This window comes from Blastococcus sp. HT6-30 (genome assembly GCF_039729015.1).
GTDB lineage: Bacteria > Actinomycetota > Actinomycetes > Mycobacteriales > Geodermatophilaceae > Blastococcus.
Map to the genome: position 1 here is coordinate 1,465,265 of NZ_CP155792.1, position 16,429 is coordinate 1,481,693.

Consider the following 16,429-nt stretch of genomic DNA (forward strand, 5'->3'; position numbering starts at 1 on the left):
GGGCGCTTGCCCGGAGGAACGCATGCGCATCGGCATCCTGACCGGCGGCGGCGACTGCCCCGGCCGCAACGCGGTCATCCGCGCGGTCGTGCGCAAGGGCGTCGGCGAGCTCGCCGACGAGGTCATCGGCTTCCGGGACGGCTGGCGCGGCCTGCTCGAGGACGGCAGCGTCCCGCTGGACCTGTCGTCGGTCCGGGGCCTCCTGCCGCGGGGCGGCACCGTCCTCGGCACCTCCCGGACCAACCCCTACGCGCTCGACGGCGGTCGAGAGCGGGTGCTCCAGACCCTGCGGAGCTCCGGTGTCGACGCCCTGATCCCCATCGGCGGGGAGGACACCCTCGGCGTGGCCGCCCGGCACCTTCGACACCGCCGTCGGCGTCGCCATGGAGGCCATCGACCGGCTGCACACCACCGGCGACAGCCACCACCGCACCCTCGTCGTCGAGGTGATGGGGCGGCACGCGGGGTGGATGGCGCTGTGCGCCGGGATGGCCGGCGGGGCCACCGTCATCCTGATCCCCCGAGCACCCCTTCGACGTCGACGCGGTCGTCGACCACGTGCGGCACCGGTTCGAGTCGGGCTTCTCACCGATCGTCGTGGTCTCGGAAGGAGCGAAGCCCCGGGACGGCGACCTGGTCGTGTCGACGGGGGAGCGGGACGCCTTCGGCCACGTGCGCCTCGGCGGCGTGGGGCCGGCGCTGGCCGCGCTGGTCGAGGAGCGGACCGGACGGGAGGCCCGCGCCGTCGTCCTCGGGCACGTGCAGCGCGGCGGCACCCCCTCGCCGTTCGACCGGGTGCTCGCCACGCGTTTCGGGCTGGCCGCGGTGCCGGCGGTGCACGCCGGCGAGACCGGGGTGATGGTGGCCCTGCGGGGCATGGACATCGTCCGCGTCCCGCTGGTGGAGGCGACCGCGCAGCTGAAGCTCGTACCGGCCGAGCGGTACGCCCAGGCCGAGGTCTTCTTCGGCTGACGGAGACCCCGTCCTGCTCACCCCTGGCAGGCTCGGGGCGAGCCTCGGGACGGGGCCTGCCAGGCCGTACCCTGGCAGGCGTGAGTCTCCCCGAAACTGCGCAGACGGTGCCCGGCCTGGACCGGTGGCGGGAGCTGCCCGCCGCACAGCAGCCGCGGTGGCCCGACCGCGCCGCCCTCGACGCGGTGCTGGGAACGCTGTCCACCGTGCCGCCCATCGTCGCCCCCGCCGAGGTCGACACCCTGCGGTCGCAGTTGGCCGACGTCGCGCAGGGCAAGGCGTTCCTGCTGCAGGGCGGCGACTGCGCGGAGACCTTCGACCTCAACACCGAGCCGCACCTGCAGGCCACCACCCGCACGCTGCTGCAGATGGCCGTCGTCCTCACCTACGGGGCGAGCGTGCCGGTGGTCAAGGTCGGCCGCGTCGCCGGGCAGTACGCCAAGCCGCGCTCGTCCGACACCGACGCCCTCGGCCTGCCGTCCTACCGCGGCGACATGGTCAACTCGCTGGAACCGGTGATGGAGCAGCGGATCCCCGACCCGAACCGGCTGGTGCGGGCCTACGCGAACTCCGCCGCCGCCATGAACATGATCCGGGCCTACGCCCGCGGCGGCCTGGCCGACCTGCACGCCGTCCACGACTGGAACAAGGACTTCGTCGCCAGCTCGCCCGCCGGCGTGCGCTACGAGGTCATCGCCCGGGAGATCGACCGCGCCCTGGCGTTCATGAAGGCCTGCGGCATCGACTCCGACGCGCTGCGCGGCGTGGAGCTGTTCAACTCCCACGAGGCGCTGATCCTCGACTACGAGCGCGCGCTGCTCCGCATGCACGAGGGCCGCCCCTACGCGCTCTCCGCCCACTTCGTGTGGGTGGGCGAGCGCACCCGCCAGATGGACGGGGCGCACATCGAGTTCGTCTCGAAGCTGGCCAACCCGATCGGCGTCAAGATCGGCCCGACGACGACGCCGGAGCAGGCCACCGAGCTCGTCGAGCGGCTGGACCCCGACGGCGTGCCGGGCAAGCTGACCCTGATCAGCCGGATGGGCAACGGCAAGATCCGCGACGTGCTCCCGGGCATCGTGGAGAAGGTGACCGCCAGCGGGCACCAGGTCGTGTGGCAGTGCGACCCGATGCACGGCAACACCCACGAGTCGCCCACCGGCTACAAGACCCGCCACTTCGACCGCGTCGTCGACGAGGTGCTGGGCTTCTTCGACGTGCACCGGGCGCTGGGCACCTGGCCGGGCGGCATCCACGTCGAGCTCACCGGTGAGGACGTCACCGAGTGCCTCGGCGGCGCGATGGAGATCAGCGACGCCGACCTCAACAGCCGGTACGAGACCGCCTGCGACCCCCGGTTGAACACCGGGCAGTCGCTGGAGCTGGCCTTCCTCGTCGCGGAGATGCTGCGCGGATGACCCACGCCTCCCTGGTGGACCTCCGCTCGGACACCGTCACCCGGCCGACCGAGGCGATGCGCCGGGTCATGGCCGACGCCGAGGTCGGCGACGACGTGTACCGCGAGGACCCGTCGATCACCGCGCTCGAGGAGCGGGTGGCCGCGATGTTCGGTCACGAGGCGGGGTTGTTCGTGCCCTCGGGGACGATGGGCAACCAGATCGGCATGCGGCTGGTCTGCGAGCCCGGCCAGGAGATCCTGTGCGACGCCGACGCGCACGTCGTCACCTACGAGATGGGTGCCGCGGCCGCGATCTTCGGCATCTCGACGCGCACGGTCGTCTCCGCCGGCGGCCGGCTGGACGCACAGCAGCTGATCGACCAGGTGCGGCCGAAGGGTGACTGGCACCTGACCGCCACCGCGGCGATCGCGGTGGAGAACTCGCACAACCGCGGCGGCGGCCTCGTGCAGCCGCTCGGTGAGCTGCGCCGGCTGTGGAACTGGTCGCGCGGCGCCCACGTCGCCGTCCACCTCGACGGCGCCCGCATCTGGAACGCTGCGGCGGCCTCCGGCACCGACCTCGCCACCTACGGCCGGCTGGCCGACACCGCGTCGGTCTGCCTGTCCAAGGGGCTCGGGGCGCCGGTGGGCTCGGTGCTGGTCGCCTCGGCGGAGCGGATCGCGACGGCGCGGCTGTGGCGCAAGCGCCTCGGCGGCGGCATGCGGCAGGCCGGGGTGCTCGCCGCGGCCGGCCTGCACGCGCTGGACTCCCACCTGCCGCGGCTGGCCGAGGACCACGAGCACGCGCAGCTGCTGGCCAAGCGGCTCGGCGTCGACCCGGCGTCGGTGGAGACCAACATGGTGGTGCTCGACGACGTCCCGGCGGCGATGGTCGCCGAGGGCGCCAGGGCGCGGGGGGTGCTGGTCGGGCAGGTCGGCCCGCGCCGGCTCCGGCTGGTCACCCACCTCGACGTCGACCGGGCCGGCATCGACCGCGCCGCCGACGTCCTCGCGGAGCTCCTCGACCACTGACCCGGCCGCCGCGCCCGTGATCGCCTCGCACCGGTGGCTGCTCGGACCGCACGGACAGCAGCCGTGGCTGCGTGGTGATCACGCGGCCAGGGCGCGGTCCCCGTGCCAGACGCCGTCGTACTCGACCGCGAGCCGCTGCTCGGGGTAGCCGGAGTCGACGCGGGCGACGAACCGCTTCTGCTGCCGGATCTCGTACTGCGTCACCGGCGCGGGGAGCCCGGCGCGGTGCAGCAGCAGGCGGAGCCGGGTCTCCTGCGGCGACTCCGCCAGCCCGTCGGCGAGCGCGGCGACCTCGCGGGCCTGCCGGCTGCCACGGCACCGCGGGAGGCTCCGCGCCGCGTGCCTGACTTCGTCGAGGAAGGCGACCCGGTGCTGCACCAGACGGTCGAGCAGCACGACGGCGTCGTCGGTCGGCCCACGACGGATGAGGTCCAGCGCGGTCCGCGTCCTCCCGGTGAACACGAAGGTGCCGTCGCCCACCAGGTCGCCGATCGTGGTCGCCGTCCGCACCGTGACGCCGACCCCCGGGTTCCACCGGACGCTCGGCGGGAGGACCACCTCGACCGGATCCGCCGGTCCCGCGAACGGCCCGCGCGTGCTCCACAGGGTGGCGGCGGTGAGACCGCCCAGCGCTGCCGTCGGAGGAGCGCACGGCTGCACGGCAGCCTGCCCGTTTTCCGGAGCTGCGCCGCGGGCGCCGTCCACAGGCGTGATCAGCACGCCCCCACGGCTGCCCGGAGGCCGGGATCGACAGCCGCTGGTGCGTGGTGATCCGGGGGCCGGCGGTCAGGCCGTCGCGGGCCCTCCCGTCTCAGTCGCCGATCAGCGAGTTCAGCAGCTCGATGTCGGCGGCGTGGCCACCGCACGGGTCGCCGTCGCGCAGGCTCGGCGTCTCCACGACCATGGGCACCCCGGCCGTCGTGCGGTGGCGCAGCAGCTCGGCGAACGGGCCGGTGCCGTAGGGGCCGGAGCCGATGGCGCCCTCGCCGATCGTGGTGTGCCGGTCGCGCTTGGAGCCGCACTCGTCGAGCGAGTCGTTGACGTGCACCAGGCCCAGCCGGCCGGGGCCGACGCTGGCCTCCAGCGCGTCCAGCGTCGCCGTCATCCCGCCGGGGACCGACAGGTCGTGCCCGGCGGCCCAGGCGTGGCAGGTGTCGAAGCAGACGCCGACCAGCGGGTGGTCCTCCAGGGCCGCGAAGTACGGGCCCAGGTCCTCGACGGTGGCGGCCAGGGCCTTGCCGCCACCGGCGGTCGGCTCGATCAGCAGGCGGGGGCCGGCGGGATCCGCCGCCTCCAGCACCGGCAGCAGCCGCTCGTGCAGCTGGCGCAGGGCGGAGTCGTAGCGGTCCTCGCCGACGGCGGAGCCGGCGTGCACGACGACGCCCCGGCAGCCCAGCTGCGCACCGCGCCGCAGGTTGTGCGCGATCGAGGCGATGGACTGATCGACGGTGGCCTCGGTGGGGGAGCCGACGTTCACCAGGAACGGCGTGTGGATGAACGACGGCACGCCGCGCTCGGTGCAGCCGGCGGTGAACAGGGCGTCCTGCTTCGGATCGCCGTCGGTCAGCTTCCAGCCGCGGGGGTTGCCCACGAAGACCTGGACGGCGCGCGCGGCGACGGCGTCGGTGTAGGCGAGCCCACCCTTGGCCAGCCCGCCCTTGATCTGGATGTGCGCGCCGACGCGAGGCACACCGGGGGAGGTGTTCGACAAAGGAGGAGGCGCCTATCCGAAGGTGAGGAGGATGGTGATCTCGGTGCCCTTCTCGACGGTCTCCCCGGGCTTGATGCTCTGCCGGAAGACCCGGTCGCCGAAGAACCGGGTGGACTCCACCTGCAGGCCCGCGCCCTGCAGGGTGGCGATGGCCTCCGCCTCGGGCATGTCCACGACGTCCGGGACGGTGACCAGCGGGACGCCCGCCGAGACCTGGATCCGCACGGTGCTGCCGTAGGGCACCGGGCCGGACGCGGGCCCGGGCTCGACGGCCATGACCTCGCCGACGTCCACCGCGTCGGTGCGGCCGTCCTCGGCCCGCTGCACGGTGAAGCCCAGCGCCTCCAGGTTGCGCGTCGCCTGCTCCGGGCTCTGCCCGGTCACGTCGGGCACCGCGACGGGCGCCCGGCCCTGGCTCACCACGACGGTGACGACCTGGTCGCGCTTGAGCTGGGTCCCCGCGGGCGGGTCGAAGCCGATGACCATGCCCGGGGGCACGGTGTCGTCGTAGTCCTCGCCGCGGGTGATCTGGACGGGCAGCTGCTCCTGGATCGCCGCCTCGGCCTCCTCCACGGGGCGCCCGACGAGGTCGGGAGAGACGACGTAGCGCTCGGGGCCCTTGGAGACGACGACGCGGACGTCGGTGCCGCGGATCACCGAGCCCGAGGCCGGGTCGGTGGCGATGACCTGCCCGTCGGGCACCGTCTCGCTCCACTCGGAGACCACCGGGTCGGGGTCGAGGCCGGCGTCCTGGAGGAGGTCGATCGCGGCGGCCTCCTCCTTGCCCGCGAGCGACGGGACGTCGGTCCAGCGGCCGGAGCCCAGCCACCAGCCGACGGCGCCGACGGTGACGGCCATCAGCAGGACGATCGCGATCAACAGGCGGGCCCGGCGGCGCCGGATGTGGTCGGGGACGCCGGGGCGCGGTCGGGCCGGCCCGGGGCGGCGGCCGTGCACGTCGGTGGTGGGGCCGGCGCCCATGCCCGGCAGCGTGCTGGTGCGGGCGGCGCGAGAGCCCCGCCCTCCCAGCACCTCGGTGCCGGGGTCGCTGGGGTGCCCGGGCCGCGGGCGGGTCGGGCGGTTGGTGGGCCGCAGGGTGCCGGGGCCCGCGCTGCTCTGCCCGGTGGGCACCGGGACCGGCTCGACACCGAGGTCCGTGCGGACGTCGGCGAGCTCGGCGAGGAACGCCCCGGCGTCGAGCGGACGGCCGGCGGGGTCGCGCCGCGTGGTGCGGGCGACCAGTTCGTCGACCTGCCAGGGCAGGCCGGGGACCTCCGCCGACGGTGCGGGGACGTCGTGGTGCACGTGCTGGTAGGCGACGGCCAGCGGGGTGTCGCCCCCGAACGGTGGGTGCCCGGTGAGCATCTCGTACAGCACGATGCCGGCCGCGTAGATGTCGCTGCGGGCGTCGGCGCGGCCGCGCTCGAGCTGCTCGGGGGACAGGTAGGCGACGGTGCCGATCAGCACGCCGCCGGTCTGGCTGGTCTGCCCGGTGCCGACGACGGCGCGGGCGAGACCGAAGTCGGCGACCTTGACCAGGCCGTCGACGCCGATCAGCACGTTCTCGGGCTTGATGTCGCGGTGCACGATGCCGGCCCGGTGGGCGGCCGTGAGCCCGGCGAGGACCGGCTCGAGCACGGCGAACGCCTCGGCGACGGTGAGCCGGCCGCGCGCGCTCAGCAGGTCGCGCAGCGTGCGGCCGCGCACCAGCTCCATGACCAGGAAGACCAGCCCCTGGTCGCTGCCCTGGTCGCTGACCCCCACGACGTTGACGTGGCTGAGCATCGCGGCGGCGCGCGCCTCGCGGGTGAACCGGTCGACGAACGTCGGGTCGTGGGCGAGGTGCTCGGCCATGACCTTGACCGCGACGGTCTTGTGCAGCCGCAGGTCGGTGGCTGCGTAGACGGTGGACATACCGCCACGTGCCAGCCGCTCCTCGAGGCGGTAGCGCCCCTCGAGAACGAGGCCGACCACGGGGTCGGTCACGGCGGTGTCCACCCCGCCGAGTGTAGGAGGGGTACCGGCCGCCCGGGCCCCACCACGCGGTGCGGGGGGCGGCTGGTACGCCTGGTGCGCGTGGTCAGGAGCGCCGGATCACGCCGGCCGGCGTCACGGTGTCCCGGGGGAGGGAGCGCACGTCGGGCAGGCCGCACAGGACCATCGCGTGCTCCAGCTCGGCGTTCAGCCCGTCGAGGACCCCGGCGACGCCGCGCGCGCCCCCGGTGGTCAGCCCCCACGCGATGGGCCGCCCGAGGAAGACCGCGTCCGCGCCCAGGGCGAGCGCGGTGAGCACGTCGGAGCCGGAGCGGATGCCGCCGTCGACGTAGACCTCGACGTCGTCGCCCACGGCGTCGACCACCTCGGGCAGCGCGTGCGCGCTGGCGACGGCCGGGTCGACCTGGCGGCCGCCGTGGGTGGTGACCCAGACGGCGGCTGCGCCGGCCTGCACGCACCGCACCGCATCGTCGCCCCGGAGGACGCCCTTGACCACCACGGGCAGGCCGGAGAGCTCGCCGAAGCGGGCGATCTCGTCGAACGTCCAGGTCGCCGTCGCCAGGCCGTCGAGGGTCGGCTCCTCGCCCTCGGGCGGGCGGTTGGCCATCCGGACGCCGGCGCGGTGGACGAAGTCGTGCCCCATGTCGCGGCGGCGCCGGCCCAGCAGGGGGACGTCGACGGTGAGGACCAGCGCCCGGTAGCCGGCCTCCGCGGCGCGCCGGGCGAGGTCGTCGGTGTGCCGCTCGGAGTGCAGCCGGTAGAGCTGGAACCACCGCGGGCTGCCGGGCGCGACGGCCGCGACCTCCTCGAGGCTGTGGTTCGCGCTCGTCGAGACGGTCATCAGGGTGCCGGTGTCGGCGGCGGCGCGGGCGGTGGCCAGCTCGCCCTCGGGGTGGGCCATGGCCTGGTAGGCCCACGGGGCGATGCCGATCGGGCTGCGCACCGGCGAGCCGAGCAGCTCGGTGCCCAGCTGTGCGGTGCTGAAGCCGCGCAGCACCCGGGGCCGCAGCCGCCACGAGCGCCAGGCCGCCGTCGCCTCGTTCATCGTCGTCTCGGTCTCGGCGCCGCCGGCGTAGTAGTCGTAGACGGGCTCGGGCAGCAGCTCCCGGGCCCGGATCTCCAGCGCCTCCAGGTCGAGGTACGGCGGGTCGAGGACCGGGTCCTCCGCGACCTCCGCCCCGGAATCCTGCTGCGGCCGTCCCGGCACCGGGCTGTCGGCTGGTCCGATGGTCGCCATAGGCTCGGAGTCTATGGAGACGCTCACGCCCGCGGAGGTCGCCCAGCTGCTGGGCACCTCGCCGAACCGGGTCCGCCAGCTGCTGCGCGACCGGAAGCTGATGGCCGTGCCCGGGAGCGGCAACGGGAAGATCCCGGCGGACTTCGTCCAGGACGGCGTCGTCCTCAAGCACCTGCCCGGTCTGCTGACCGTCCTGCGGGACGGCGGGTTCAGCGACGAGGAGGCCTTCGACTGGCTGTTCCGCGAGGACGAGTCGCTCCCCGGCACGCCGGTGCAGGCGCTGCGGGACAACCGGCACACCGAGGTCACCCGCCGGGCCCAGGCCCTGGCCCTGTGAGCGGACACGGGTGTGAGCAGCGCAGCGAGCGACCCGCGGGAGCGAACCGGAAGGCCCTGTGACCTCCGGGGGCCCGGGCTGGATCCGGCAGGCCGCGCGAGGCGGAAGACGCTGACGTGGAGCGGCTGACCTACCTGGGGCTGCTGGCCGGCTGCCTGGTGGTCACCGCGCCGCTCGAGCTGGTGCTGGGCGTGCGCGTCTACGCGCGCTGGCGGCGCCTGCTGCTCGCCGTCGTCCCGCAGTTCGTCGTCTTCGTGGGGTGGGTCCTCTACGCGATCGCGCAGGGGCACTGGAACTACAGCGAGGTGCGCACCCTCGGCGTCCGGCTGCCCGGCGGCATCCCCGTCGAGGAGGTGCTGTTCTTCCTCGTCGTCCCGCTCTGCTCGGTGCTGGCGCTGGAGGCGGTGCGGAAGGTGACCCGCTGGGACGCCGGCTACCCGGCCGAGGAGGCCCTGCCGGCCGGGGAGCGTGCCGGGCGGTGAGCTACTCCACGCTCGCCGTGCTGGCGGTGGCCGCCGTCCTGGTGGTCGACCTGGCCGTCTACCGCACCCGGATGGTCACCCGGAAGGTCTTCTGGGTCGCCTACGCGATCATCGTGACGTTCCAGCTGCTGATGAACGGCGTCCTCACCGGGCTGGACGTCGTCACCTACGACCCCGGCACCATCTGGGGCCCGCGGGTCGCCTACGCCCCGGTGGAGGACCTGCTCTTCGGGTTCGCCATGGTGACCCTCACCCTGGCCAGCTGGGCCGCGGTCAACCGCCGGGCGAACACGGCCAGGCGGCGGGGCTTGGACACCGACACCCGGCCGTCGAGCACCCGGTAGTCCGCCCGCTCGATCTCGGTGAGGATGCCGCCGTAGAGGTCGGTGGCGGCCCGCACGCAGTCGCGGGACTCCGGCGCGAGCATCGGCGTCCCGGGGGCCGCGTCGTCGTACCGCCGGCGGACGATCTCGACCATCTCGCGCATCAGCGCGGCGAACCGGCCGTCGTGCCGCCGCTCCAGCAGCTGCTCGCGGGTCACCCCGTGGGCGGCCATGAGGTCCGCCGGCAGGTAGATCCGGCCGCGGTCGGCGTCCTCGGCCACGTCGCGGAGGAAGTTGGTCAGCTGGAAGGCCTCGCCGAGAGCGATGGCGTGCGGAGCCGCCTCCTCCCGGAGGACCCCGGGGGCCGTGCCGAGGACGGGCAGCACCTGCAGCCCGATGACCGATGCCGAGCCCCACATGTACCGGTCGAGGGCGCCGAGGTCGGCGTAACCGGTGACCTCGAGGTCGCTGGTCATGGCCGCCAGGAAGTCGACCAGGTGCTCGACCGGGATGTCGTAGCGGCGGTAGGTGTGCACCAGGGCCAGCCGGACCGGGTCGTCGGACCAGCCGGCCGCCAGCTCGGCGAGCACGGCGCGGGACCACTCCGCCAGGTCGCCCTCGGGGTCGTCACCGGGCACGTCCACCAGGTCGTCGGCCACCCGTGCGGCGGCGTAGAGGGCGTGGACGGCGGTCCGCCGGTCGGGCGTGAGCAGCCGGGTGGCCAGGTGGTAGCTCTTCCCGTGCCGCGCGGCGATCTGCGCGCACCGCCGGTAGGCGGCGCGCAGCTGCTCCTGCCGGTGGGCCTGGGTGCCGGGTGGGCGCAGCGCCGTCATGCGATGTCCACGGTCCGGCTCGGGCCTCGCTCGCAGGCCTCGCCGCGATGCTCACTCACCCGCCGCCTCACGGAGCAGGCACCCCCGTGATCCGCTCGGCCGCGAGCCGGCCGCTGATCAGCACCATCGGCACGCCGACGCCGGGCTGCACCGAGGACCCGGCGAGCACCACGTTCTCCGGGCCGCGCCGGGGGAGCGTCGGAGTGCGGAACGGGCCGGTCTGACCGAAGGTGTGCGCCAGCGCGAACGGCGTGCCGGCCGCCATGCCCTGCGCCGCCCACGTGAGCGGGGTGTCCATGTGCTCGACCTCGATCGCGTCGGTGACCCCGGTGAACCCCCGGGCCTCCAGCGTCGCCAGCAGCTCCTCGCGGTAGCGGGGCGCCAGTGCGGCCCAGTCCAGGTCGGGGTTGCCGCCGCTGCGCCGGTCGAGGTTCGGCGTGGGGGCGACGACGCTGAGCACCTGACCACCGTCGGGGGCGAGGCTGCGGTCGGTGACCGAGGGCATGCTGATCAGCAGGCTGGGGTCGCTCATGATGCTGCCCCGCCGAGCCCTGGAACCCCCGCCGGGAAGCCGCCCGTGCGGAGTCAGCTCGTCGAACACCTGCTGCCACGCCGCACCGAAGCTGATCGTGTGGTGGGCCTGGCCCGCCAGCGGCGTGCGGACGCCCAGGTGCAGCGCGATGCAGGACGGCGAGTACACCGGCCGGCGCGGGCCGCGCAGGCCGGGCACCAGGGTGTGCGGGGCGTCGGTGGTGACGACGACGGCGTCGGCGGGCAGCCGTTCGCCGTCGGCGAGCCGCACCGCCCCCACGCGCCCGCCGGCGGTCTCTAGCTCGGCGACGGTGGCGCCGTAGCGGAGCTGGACCCCGGCGTCGGCCGCGGCGTCGGCCAGGGCGCGCGGAACGGCAGCGATGCCGCCTTCCGGGTGCCAGACGCCGGCGCCGATGTCGAGCTGCGCGATGACCGCGTAGGCGGCGATGGCGCGGAAGGGGGAGACCCCGGCGTAGAGCGCCTGGAAGCTGAACAGCCGGCGCAGCCGGTCGTCGGTGAACGCGCGTTCGACGTGACCGGACAGCCGCCGGAAACCCCCCCGGCGGGCGAGGGTGAGCAGCTGGGGACCCAGCAGGTCCAGCGGGGAGTCGAGGTTGCGGTCGATGAAGGTGTCCAGCTGCAGCCGGTACAGCTCGGCCAGGTCGGCCAGGTAGCGCCGCAGGGCGTCCGCCTCGGCCGGCCCGCACAGGGCGGCCACCTCGGCGGCGAAGGCGTCGGGGTCGGCGTGCACGTCGAGGTGCGTGCCGTCGGCGAACTGCGCCCGGTAGCTGGTCGGCAGCGGGCGCAGGGTCAGCCGGTCCTCGAGCTTCTCGCCGACCGCGGCGAGGGTGTCGGCGACGACCTCGGGTGCGGTGAACACCGACGGGCCGGTGTCCAGGGCGTACCCGGCCTGCTCCACGCGGCCGGCCCGGCCGCCCGGCCCGTTCCCCCGTTCGACGACGACGACCTCGCGGCCGGCGCCGCGCAGCCGCAGGGCGGTGGCCAGCCCGGCGAGCCCGGCACCGACGACGACGACCCGATCGGTGGGACCCGGAGCGGTGCGGACCATCAGGCGGTGCGGGTGGTGGCGGCGACCGCGAGCGCGTCGAGGGCGGCGCGGGCGTCGTCGGCGATGGGGGACTCGGCGATGGCGTCCCGCGCGCGGACGGTGCTGACCGTGATGCGCTGCTCGACGCGGTCGCGGGCGCCGGTGGAGACCAGCAGGCCGCGCAGCACCTCGAACTCCTCCGGGCCGGCGTCGGGGTTCCCGAGCAGCTCGCCGAGCAGCCGCCGGCCGGCGTCGTCCGCCGCCTCCTCGGCCAGCGCGACCAGCAGCGTCTGCTTGCCCTCGCGCAGGTCGTCGTCGGCGGACTTGCCGGTGACCTGCGGATCGCCGAAGACGCCGAGCAGGTCGTCGCGGAGCTGGAACGCCTCGCCCAGGGGCAGGCCGATCGCGGCGAAGGACTCCACCACGGACGGGCCGGCGCCGGCGATCGCGGCGCCGAGCTGCAGCGGCCGCTGCACCGTGTAGCCCGCGCTCTTGTAGCGGGCGACGGTCAGCGCGCCGTCGGGGCCGGGCAGCCCGCCGGCTGCGCGCAGCAGGTCGAGGTACTGCCCGGCGGTGACCTCGGTGCGCATGGTGTCCCAGACCGCCCGGGCCCGGCCCAGGGCCGCCTCGGAGATGCCGGAGCAGCGGAGCATCTCGTCGGACCACACGAGGGCGAGGTCGCCCACGAGGATGGCGGCGCCGACGCCGAAGAGCTGCTGGTCGCCGGAGAAGCCGTGGGCGGTGTGCCGGTCGGCGAAGCCGATGTGCGTGGTCGGCCGGCCGCGCCGGGTGCCGGCGGCGTCCATGACGTCGTCGTGCACCAGGGCGCTGGCGTGCACGAACTCCAGGGCGGCGACCGCGCGCAGCACCGCTTCGTCGTCCTCGCCGACGCCGGGGCCGTGGCCGCGGGCGCCGCGCCAGCCCCAGTAGGCGAAGGACGGGCGCAGCTTCTTGCCGCCCTCGGCGACGGCGCGGACCTCGTCGACGACCGGGGCCAGGGTCGGGTCCATGCCGGCGAGCGTGGCGCGCTGCTGGGCGAGGAAGGCGTCGAGCGCGGCGGCCACCGCGGCGCGCACCCGGTCGAGGTCCGCCGCCGCCAGCGGTGGTGCGGAGCGGGCCGACTCGCGCTGCTGCGCCCGGGCGATCATGCGGTCAGTATCGCCCGACCCGGTGGGGCGCTGCCCCTTCACCAGGGCGGCCGCCGTGCTCTGCTCCGTCGTCACTCCGCCCCCGGTTCCCGGTTCATGGCCTTTTCGGTGCCCGGGAGGGAGCCGGATGCACCTCGGCGGCCGGACTTCGGTGGTGGTGCCGCCGGGGCCGGTCCGGACGCCACTACCCTCGGATGCCGTGACCCGGACCGTGCGCGAGCTCCTCGCCACCGAGCGACCCACGTGGTCGTTCGAGTTCTTCCCGCCGAAGACGCCGGCAGGGGAGGAGCAGCTGTGGACGGCGCTGCGCGAGCTGGAGCGGCTCCGCCCGTCCTTCGTGTCGGTGACCTACGGGGCCGGCGGCTCCACCCGCGAGGGCACCGTGGCGATGACCGAGCGGATCGCGGCCGACACGACCATGACGCCGCTCGCGCACCTGACCGCGGTCGACCACAGCGTCGCGGAGCTGCGGCACGTGATCAGCCGCATGGCGGCGGCCGGGGTGCGCAACATCATGGCGCTGCGCGGCGACCCGCCGGGCGCCGATCCGCAGGCGGAGTGGGTCGCCCACCCCGAGGGCCTGCGGTACGCCTCCGAGCTGGTGGAGCTGATCCGCTCCGTCGGCGACTTCTCCGTCGGCGTCGCCGCGTTCCCCGAGCGGCACCCCCGCTCCCCGGACTTCGACACCGACGTCGAGATGTTCGTGGCCAAGTGCCGGGCGGGCGCCGATTTCGCCATCACCCAGATGTTCTTCCGACCCGAGGACTACCTGCGGATGCGTGACCGGGTGGCGGCCAAGGGGTGCGAGGTCCCGGTCATCGCCGGGGTCATGCCGGTCACGAACGTCCGGCAGATCACCCGCATCGTCCAGCTGTCGGGCCAGGCGTTCCCGCCCGAGCTCGCCGACCGCTTCGCCGCCCTGGACGGCGACCGGCCCGAGGACAAGGCCGCCGTGCGCGCCCTCGGCGTCGAGGTGGCCACGGACATGTGCCGGCAGCTCCTCGACGAGGGCGTGCCCGGCATCCACTTCATCACCATGAACCGCTCGACGGCGACCCGCGAGGTGTTCACCAACCTCGCCGCCGCCGCGCCCGCCGTCACGTCCTGAGCGGGGCCTCCAGCACGTCCGCCGCCTTCGCCGCGGCCCGGCGCAGGCCCTCCCGCTCCGAGACGTACCCGCCGGCGACACCGACGACGGGGAGGTTGGCGACCGCGCGGGCCGGCAGCCGGCCCTTGGGCCGGGCGTCGAGGGCGTCGTCGATCCGGCCGAGCAGCCGGGCCGCGCGCCACAGCGTCCGGGCGGCTCCGGTGACCCCGCGGCGCTCGTCCCTGCTGCCCAGGGCGCCCTCCACGTAGGTGCCCCTGGCGCGGGTGAGGAGTGGTTCGACACGCGCGGGGCTCAGCTCCCGGTCGAGCAGCACCCGGGCCAGCAGCGACACCCGCTCGGCCGGCGCCGCCACGCCGTGCTCGCCGGCCACGCCGAGCACCACGAGGGACTGCACGGCGGTGCCGACGGTGTTCTGCAGCGGCAGCAGGTCGGCGAGCTTGCCGGCCAACCGGGGGACGGCGGAGACGCCGGCCGCCACCCGGGAGACCCGGTCGGCCCACCACTCGTCACGTTCGCGCCGCGGCAGCGCCGGTGGCCGGCCCAGCCGGGTGGCCAGCGGGGTGAGCAGCCGGTCGAGCCGGCGCAGGACGTCGACGACGACGGCGTCGCTGATCGGAGGGGCCATGGACCGGGCATGCCCCGATCCCGGGCTCCCGATGCGCCGAAGGCCAGGTGGGGCGTTCAGCACGGCGGTCGCGCTCAGCCGCCCAGGCGGGCGCAGTCCGCGGACGTCAGCGGGACCGGGTCCCCGGCGTCCAGCTCCGCGAGCACGATGCCCTGCACCACCGGATCGCGCGGCAGCCGGGCGTGGCTCACCTGCAGGCCCTCGCACACCGACTGCACGGTCAGGTTCAGCGCGCCGTCCAGGCGGGCGGACTCCGGCGGGGTGACCACCGTGTCCTGCGTCGTCCACACCGACACCCAGTCCACCCCCTCGGGCGTCCCGTCGGCGGCCAGCCCGGTGAGCAGCTCGCTGCCCGGCACCATCTGGCGGCAGGCCTCCGCGCACCGGTCCGGTGCGAACACGGCGCCGAGCGACGCCACGCCGGTGCCGTGGTGCGGTGAGCCGAGGGTGACCACGCGGCGGACGACGTCGTCGTGCCCGTCGGCTACCCACAGCCGGGCGACCAGCCCGCCGGCCGAGTAGCCGACGACGTCGACGCTGCCGGCCCCGCTCCTGGCCAGCGCCGACGACGCCGCGGCGTCGAGGACGTCCGCCGCCGCGCGCAGGTCACCGGTGCCGCCGCCGGGCAGCGGCACCACGGTGGCGTCGCGGCCGGTGTCGCGCAGCCGCTGGGCCAGCGGTTCCAGGCCGGCGGTGTCGCCGCCGTAGCCAGGCACGAGCAGCACCGGGCCCGGCTCCTCCGCCGCGACCGGCGCGGGCGCGGGGGACCCGCCGTCCCGGGTGAGGAGCACGCCGGCCACGGCCACCGCGCCGACCAGCGCCACGGCCAGGAGGATCAGCAGGGAACGACGCGTCCGGGCGGCGGGCATGCTCCCACTGTCCCTGGTGCGGACCCGGCGGCGGGGGAGGAGGCGCGGTGCTCAGCAGGGAGGAGTACCTGGACGCCTGGTCGCGGTGGCACGGCGGCGCCGACACCGGATCGCCCCTCGTGCGCGGCTGGTTGTCGCTCGCACACGTCCTCGCCCGGCCGCTGGCCGCGCTGCCCCCGACCCTCGCCACCGCCGCCGGCGTGGTCGTCGCGGCGGCCGCGGTGGCGCCGGCGGCCGCGGGCGGTGCCTGGCTGGTCGTGGCCGGGCTGCTCGTGGGGCTCTCCGGGCTGCTCGACAGCCTCGACGGCGCGCTGGCCATCGGCACCGGACGCGCCTCGCAGCGGGGGTTCGTCCTCGACTCCGTCGTCGACCGGCTCACCGAGGCCGCGTACGCCGCGGCGCTCTGGGGCGCCGGCGCCCCGGGCTGGCTCGCCGTCGCCTTCGGGGCGCTGTGCTGGCTGCCCGACTACCTGCGGGCGCGCGCCGGGCAGGCCGGTGTCCACCGCACCGGCCCGATCTCCCTGTGGGAACGGCCGACCCGCGTGGCCATGGCGGGCCTGACCCTCGGCGGCGCGGGTGTCGTCTCCGGGCTCGAGGTGGCCGGGGTGGACGGCGCGGCGCTGGTGGTCACCGCCGGCGCGGCCACCGGGGTGCTGCTCGGCGCGATCGGCACCCTGCAGCTGGGCCGGTGGCTGGGCAGGGAGCTGGCCGGCCCCGGCGCGGGCGACGTCCCCCCCGCCGACTGAGCGACGTCGGCGGCCCCCACGACCGGGCGGCCG

At 75.4% G+C, this 16,429-nt stretch carries 15 protein-coding genes and 2 pseudogenes; 8 read left to right on the forward strand and 9 right to left on the reverse strand.

The window, feature by feature from the left end:
- The first annotated feature begins 22 nt into the window (after nucleotides 1-22).
- The 3 genes and pseudogenes from ABC795_RS07095 to ABC795_RS07105 all read left to right on the forward strand — a co-directional run bounded on the left by ABC795_RS07095 (nucleotide 23) and on the right by ABC795_RS07105 (nucleotide 3,403).
- Nucleotides 23-972: pseudogene (locus ABC795_RS07095) on the forward strand (6-phosphofructokinase).
- A gap of 80 nt (nucleotides 973-1,052) precedes the next feature.
- A complete protein-coding gene (locus ABC795_RS07100; RefSeq protein ID WP_347060241.1) occupies nucleotides 1,053-2,390 on the forward strand; it encodes a 3-deoxy-7-phosphoheptulonate synthase class II in 1,338 nt (445 codons plus the stop codon).
- Nucleotides 2,387-3,403, forward strand: coding sequence for a GntG family PLP-dependent aldolase (locus tag ABC795_RS07105; protein ID WP_347060242.1), 1,017 nt, complete (start codon nucleotides 2,387-2,389; stop codon nucleotides 3,401-3,403). The genes ABC795_RS07100 and ABC795_RS07105 overlap by 4 nt, the downstream gene beginning before the upstream one ends.
- Before the next feature lie 78 nt (nucleotides 3,404-3,481).
- Here the strand turns inward: ABC795_RS07105 and ABC795_RS07110 are convergent, their stop codons facing one another.
- The 4 genes from ABC795_RS07110 to ABC795_RS07125 form a co-directional block, all read right to left on the reverse strand.
- Nucleotides 3,482-3,961 carry a hypothetical protein gene (locus ABC795_RS07110; RefSeq protein ID WP_347060244.1) on the reverse strand — a complete coding sequence of 160 codons (480 nt, stop codon included), beginning with the start codon at nucleotides 3,959-3,961 and terminating at the stop codon, nucleotides 3,482-3,484.
- A gap of 253 nt (nucleotides 3,962-4,214) precedes the next feature.
- On the reverse strand, nucleotides 4,215-5,093 hold the full coding sequence (locus ABC795_RS07115; protein ID WP_347060245.1) for a deoxyribonuclease IV: 879 nt from the start codon (nucleotides 5,091-5,093) through the stop codon (nucleotides 4,215-4,217).
- 33 nt (nucleotides 5,094-5,126) lie between these two features.
- The gene (gene pknB / locus ABC795_RS07120) at nucleotides 5,127-7,112 is read right to left on the reverse strand and encodes a Stk1 family PASTA domain-containing Ser/Thr kinase (RefSeq protein WP_347060246.1); all 1,986 of its coding nucleotides are present in this window, start codon (nucleotides 7,110-7,112) and stop codon (nucleotides 5,127-5,129) included.
- Between the two features lie 82 nt (nucleotides 7,113-7,194).
- Nucleotides 7,195-8,346: an alpha-hydroxy acid oxidase gene (locus ABC795_RS07125; RefSeq protein ID WP_347060247.1), complete on the reverse strand. Its 1,152-nt coding sequence runs from the start codon at nucleotides 8,344-8,346 to the stop codon at nucleotides 7,195-7,197.
- Between the two features lie 13 nt (nucleotides 8,347-8,359).
- Here ABC795_RS07125 and ABC795_RS07130 point away from each other — a divergent pair, with 13 nt between their 5' ends.
- The 3 genes and pseudogenes from ABC795_RS07130 to ABC795_RS07140 form a co-directional block, all read left to right on the forward strand.
- A complete protein-coding gene (locus ABC795_RS07130) occupies nucleotides 8,360-8,683 on the forward strand; it encodes an Rv2175c family DNA-binding protein (RefSeq protein ID WP_347060248.1) in 324 nt (107 codons plus the stop codon).
- A 116-nt stretch (nucleotides 8,684-8,799) separates the two neighbouring features.
- Nucleotides 8,800-9,165, forward strand: a complete 366-nt coding sequence (locus ABC795_RS07135) for a lycopene cyclase domain-containing protein (RefSeq protein ID WP_347060249.1) — start codon at nucleotides 8,800-8,802, stop codon at nucleotides 9,163-9,165.
- Between the two features lie 41 nt (nucleotides 9,166-9,206).
- Nucleotides 9,207-9,371, forward strand: a pseudogene (locus ABC795_RS07140) (lycopene cyclase domain-containing protein); the annotation flags it as partial.
- Here the strand turns inward: ABC795_RS07140 and ABC795_RS07145 are convergent.
- The 3 genes from ABC795_RS07145 to ABC795_RS07155 all read right to left on the reverse strand — a co-directional run bounded on the left by ABC795_RS07145 (nucleotide 9,368) and on the right by ABC795_RS07155 (nucleotide 13,048).
- Nucleotides 9,368-10,321 (reverse strand): phytoene/squalene synthase family protein, encoded by a 954-nt coding sequence (locus ABC795_RS07145; RefSeq protein WP_347060251.1) that lies wholly within the window; start codon nucleotides 10,319-10,321, stop codon nucleotides 9,368-9,370. The pseudogene ABC795_RS07140 and the gene ABC795_RS07145 sit on opposite strands and share 4 nt — an antisense overlap.
- Nucleotides 10,322-10,388: 67 nt before the next feature.
- A complete protein-coding gene (gene crtI, locus ABC795_RS07150; protein WP_347060252.1) occupies nucleotides 10,389-11,921 on the reverse strand; it encodes a phytoene desaturase family protein in 1,533 nt (510 codons plus the stop codon).
- The gene (locus ABC795_RS07155; RefSeq protein ID WP_347060253.1) at nucleotides 11,921-13,048 is read right to left on the reverse strand and encodes a polyprenyl synthetase family protein; all 1,128 of its coding nucleotides are present in this window, start codon (nucleotides 13,046-13,048) and stop codon (nucleotides 11,921-11,923) included. Before ABC795_RS07155 ends, crtI begins: the two co-directional genes overlap by 1 nt.
- A 199-nt stretch (nucleotides 13,049-13,247) precedes the next feature.
- Here ABC795_RS07155 and metF point away from each other — a divergent pair, with 199 nt between their 5' ends.
- Nucleotides 13,248-14,156, forward strand: coding sequence for a methylenetetrahydrofolate reductase [NAD(P)H] (gene metF, locus ABC795_RS07160; protein WP_347060254.1), 909 nt, complete (start codon nucleotides 13,248-13,250; stop codon nucleotides 14,154-14,156).
- On the opposite strand, the gene ABC795_RS07165 is transcribed toward metF, so the two are convergent.
- Together ABC795_RS07165 and ABC795_RS07170 are read right to left on the reverse strand one after the other, a co-directional pair.
- Complete coding sequence (locus ABC795_RS07165) at nucleotides 14,146-14,781, reverse strand: hypothetical protein (RefSeq protein ID WP_347060256.1); 636 nt, start codon at nucleotides 14,779-14,781, stop codon at nucleotides 14,146-14,148. The two genes, metF and ABC795_RS07165, sit on opposite strands and share 11 nt — an antisense overlap.
- Nucleotides 14,782-14,855: 74 nt before the next feature.
- Nucleotides 14,856-15,650 carry an alpha/beta fold hydrolase gene (locus ABC795_RS07170; protein ID WP_347060258.1) on the reverse strand — a complete coding sequence of 265 codons (795 nt, stop codon included), beginning with the start codon at nucleotides 15,648-15,650 and terminating at the stop codon, nucleotides 14,856-14,858.
- 47 nt (nucleotides 15,651-15,697) lie between these two features.
- On the opposite strand from ABC795_RS07170, the gene ABC795_RS07175 reads away from it, so the two are divergent.
- Nucleotides 15,698-16,396, forward strand: coding sequence for a CDP-alcohol phosphatidyltransferase family protein (locus ABC795_RS07175; RefSeq protein WP_347060260.1), 699 nt, complete (start codon nucleotides 15,698-15,700; stop codon nucleotides 16,394-16,396).
- Nucleotides 16,397-16,429 lie beyond the last annotated feature (33 nt).

What these genes read in the sequence shown, in the direction of transcription:
- ABC795_RS07105 (WP_347060242.1), top strand. Translation starts at nt 2,387, where the DNA reads ATGACCCACGCCTCCCTGGTGGACCTCCGCTCGGACACCGTCACCCGG.
- ABC795_RS07125 (WP_347060247.1), bottom strand. Translation starts at nt 8,346, where the DNA reads ATGGCGACCATCGGACCAGCCGACAGCCCGGTGCCGGGACGGCCGCAG.
- ABC795_RS07130 (WP_347060248.1), top strand. Translation starts at nt 8,360, where the DNA reads ATGGAGACGCTCACGCCCGCGGAGGTCGCCCAGCTGCTGGGCACCTCG.
- ABC795_RS07145 (WP_347060251.1), bottom strand. Translation starts at nt 10,321, where the DNA reads ATGACGGCGCTGCGCCCACCCGGCACCCAGGCCCACCGGCAGGAGCAG.
- crtI (WP_347060252.1), bottom strand. Translation starts at nt 11,921, where the DNA reads ATGGTCCGCACCGCTCCGGGTCCCACCGATCGGGTCGTCGTCGTCGGT.
- ABC795_RS07155 (WP_347060253.1), bottom strand. Translation starts at nt 13,048, where the DNA reads ATGATCGCCCGGGCGCAGCAGCGCGAGTCGGCCCGCTCCGCACCACCG.
- ABC795_RS07165 (WP_347060256.1), bottom strand. Translation starts at nt 14,781, where the DNA reads ATGGCCCCTCCGATCAGCGACGCCGTCGTCGTCGACGTCCTGCGCCGG.
- ABC795_RS07170 (WP_347060258.1), bottom strand. Translation starts at nt 15,650, where the DNA reads ATGCCCGCCGCCCGGACGCGTCGTTCCCTGCTGATCCTCCTGGCCGTG.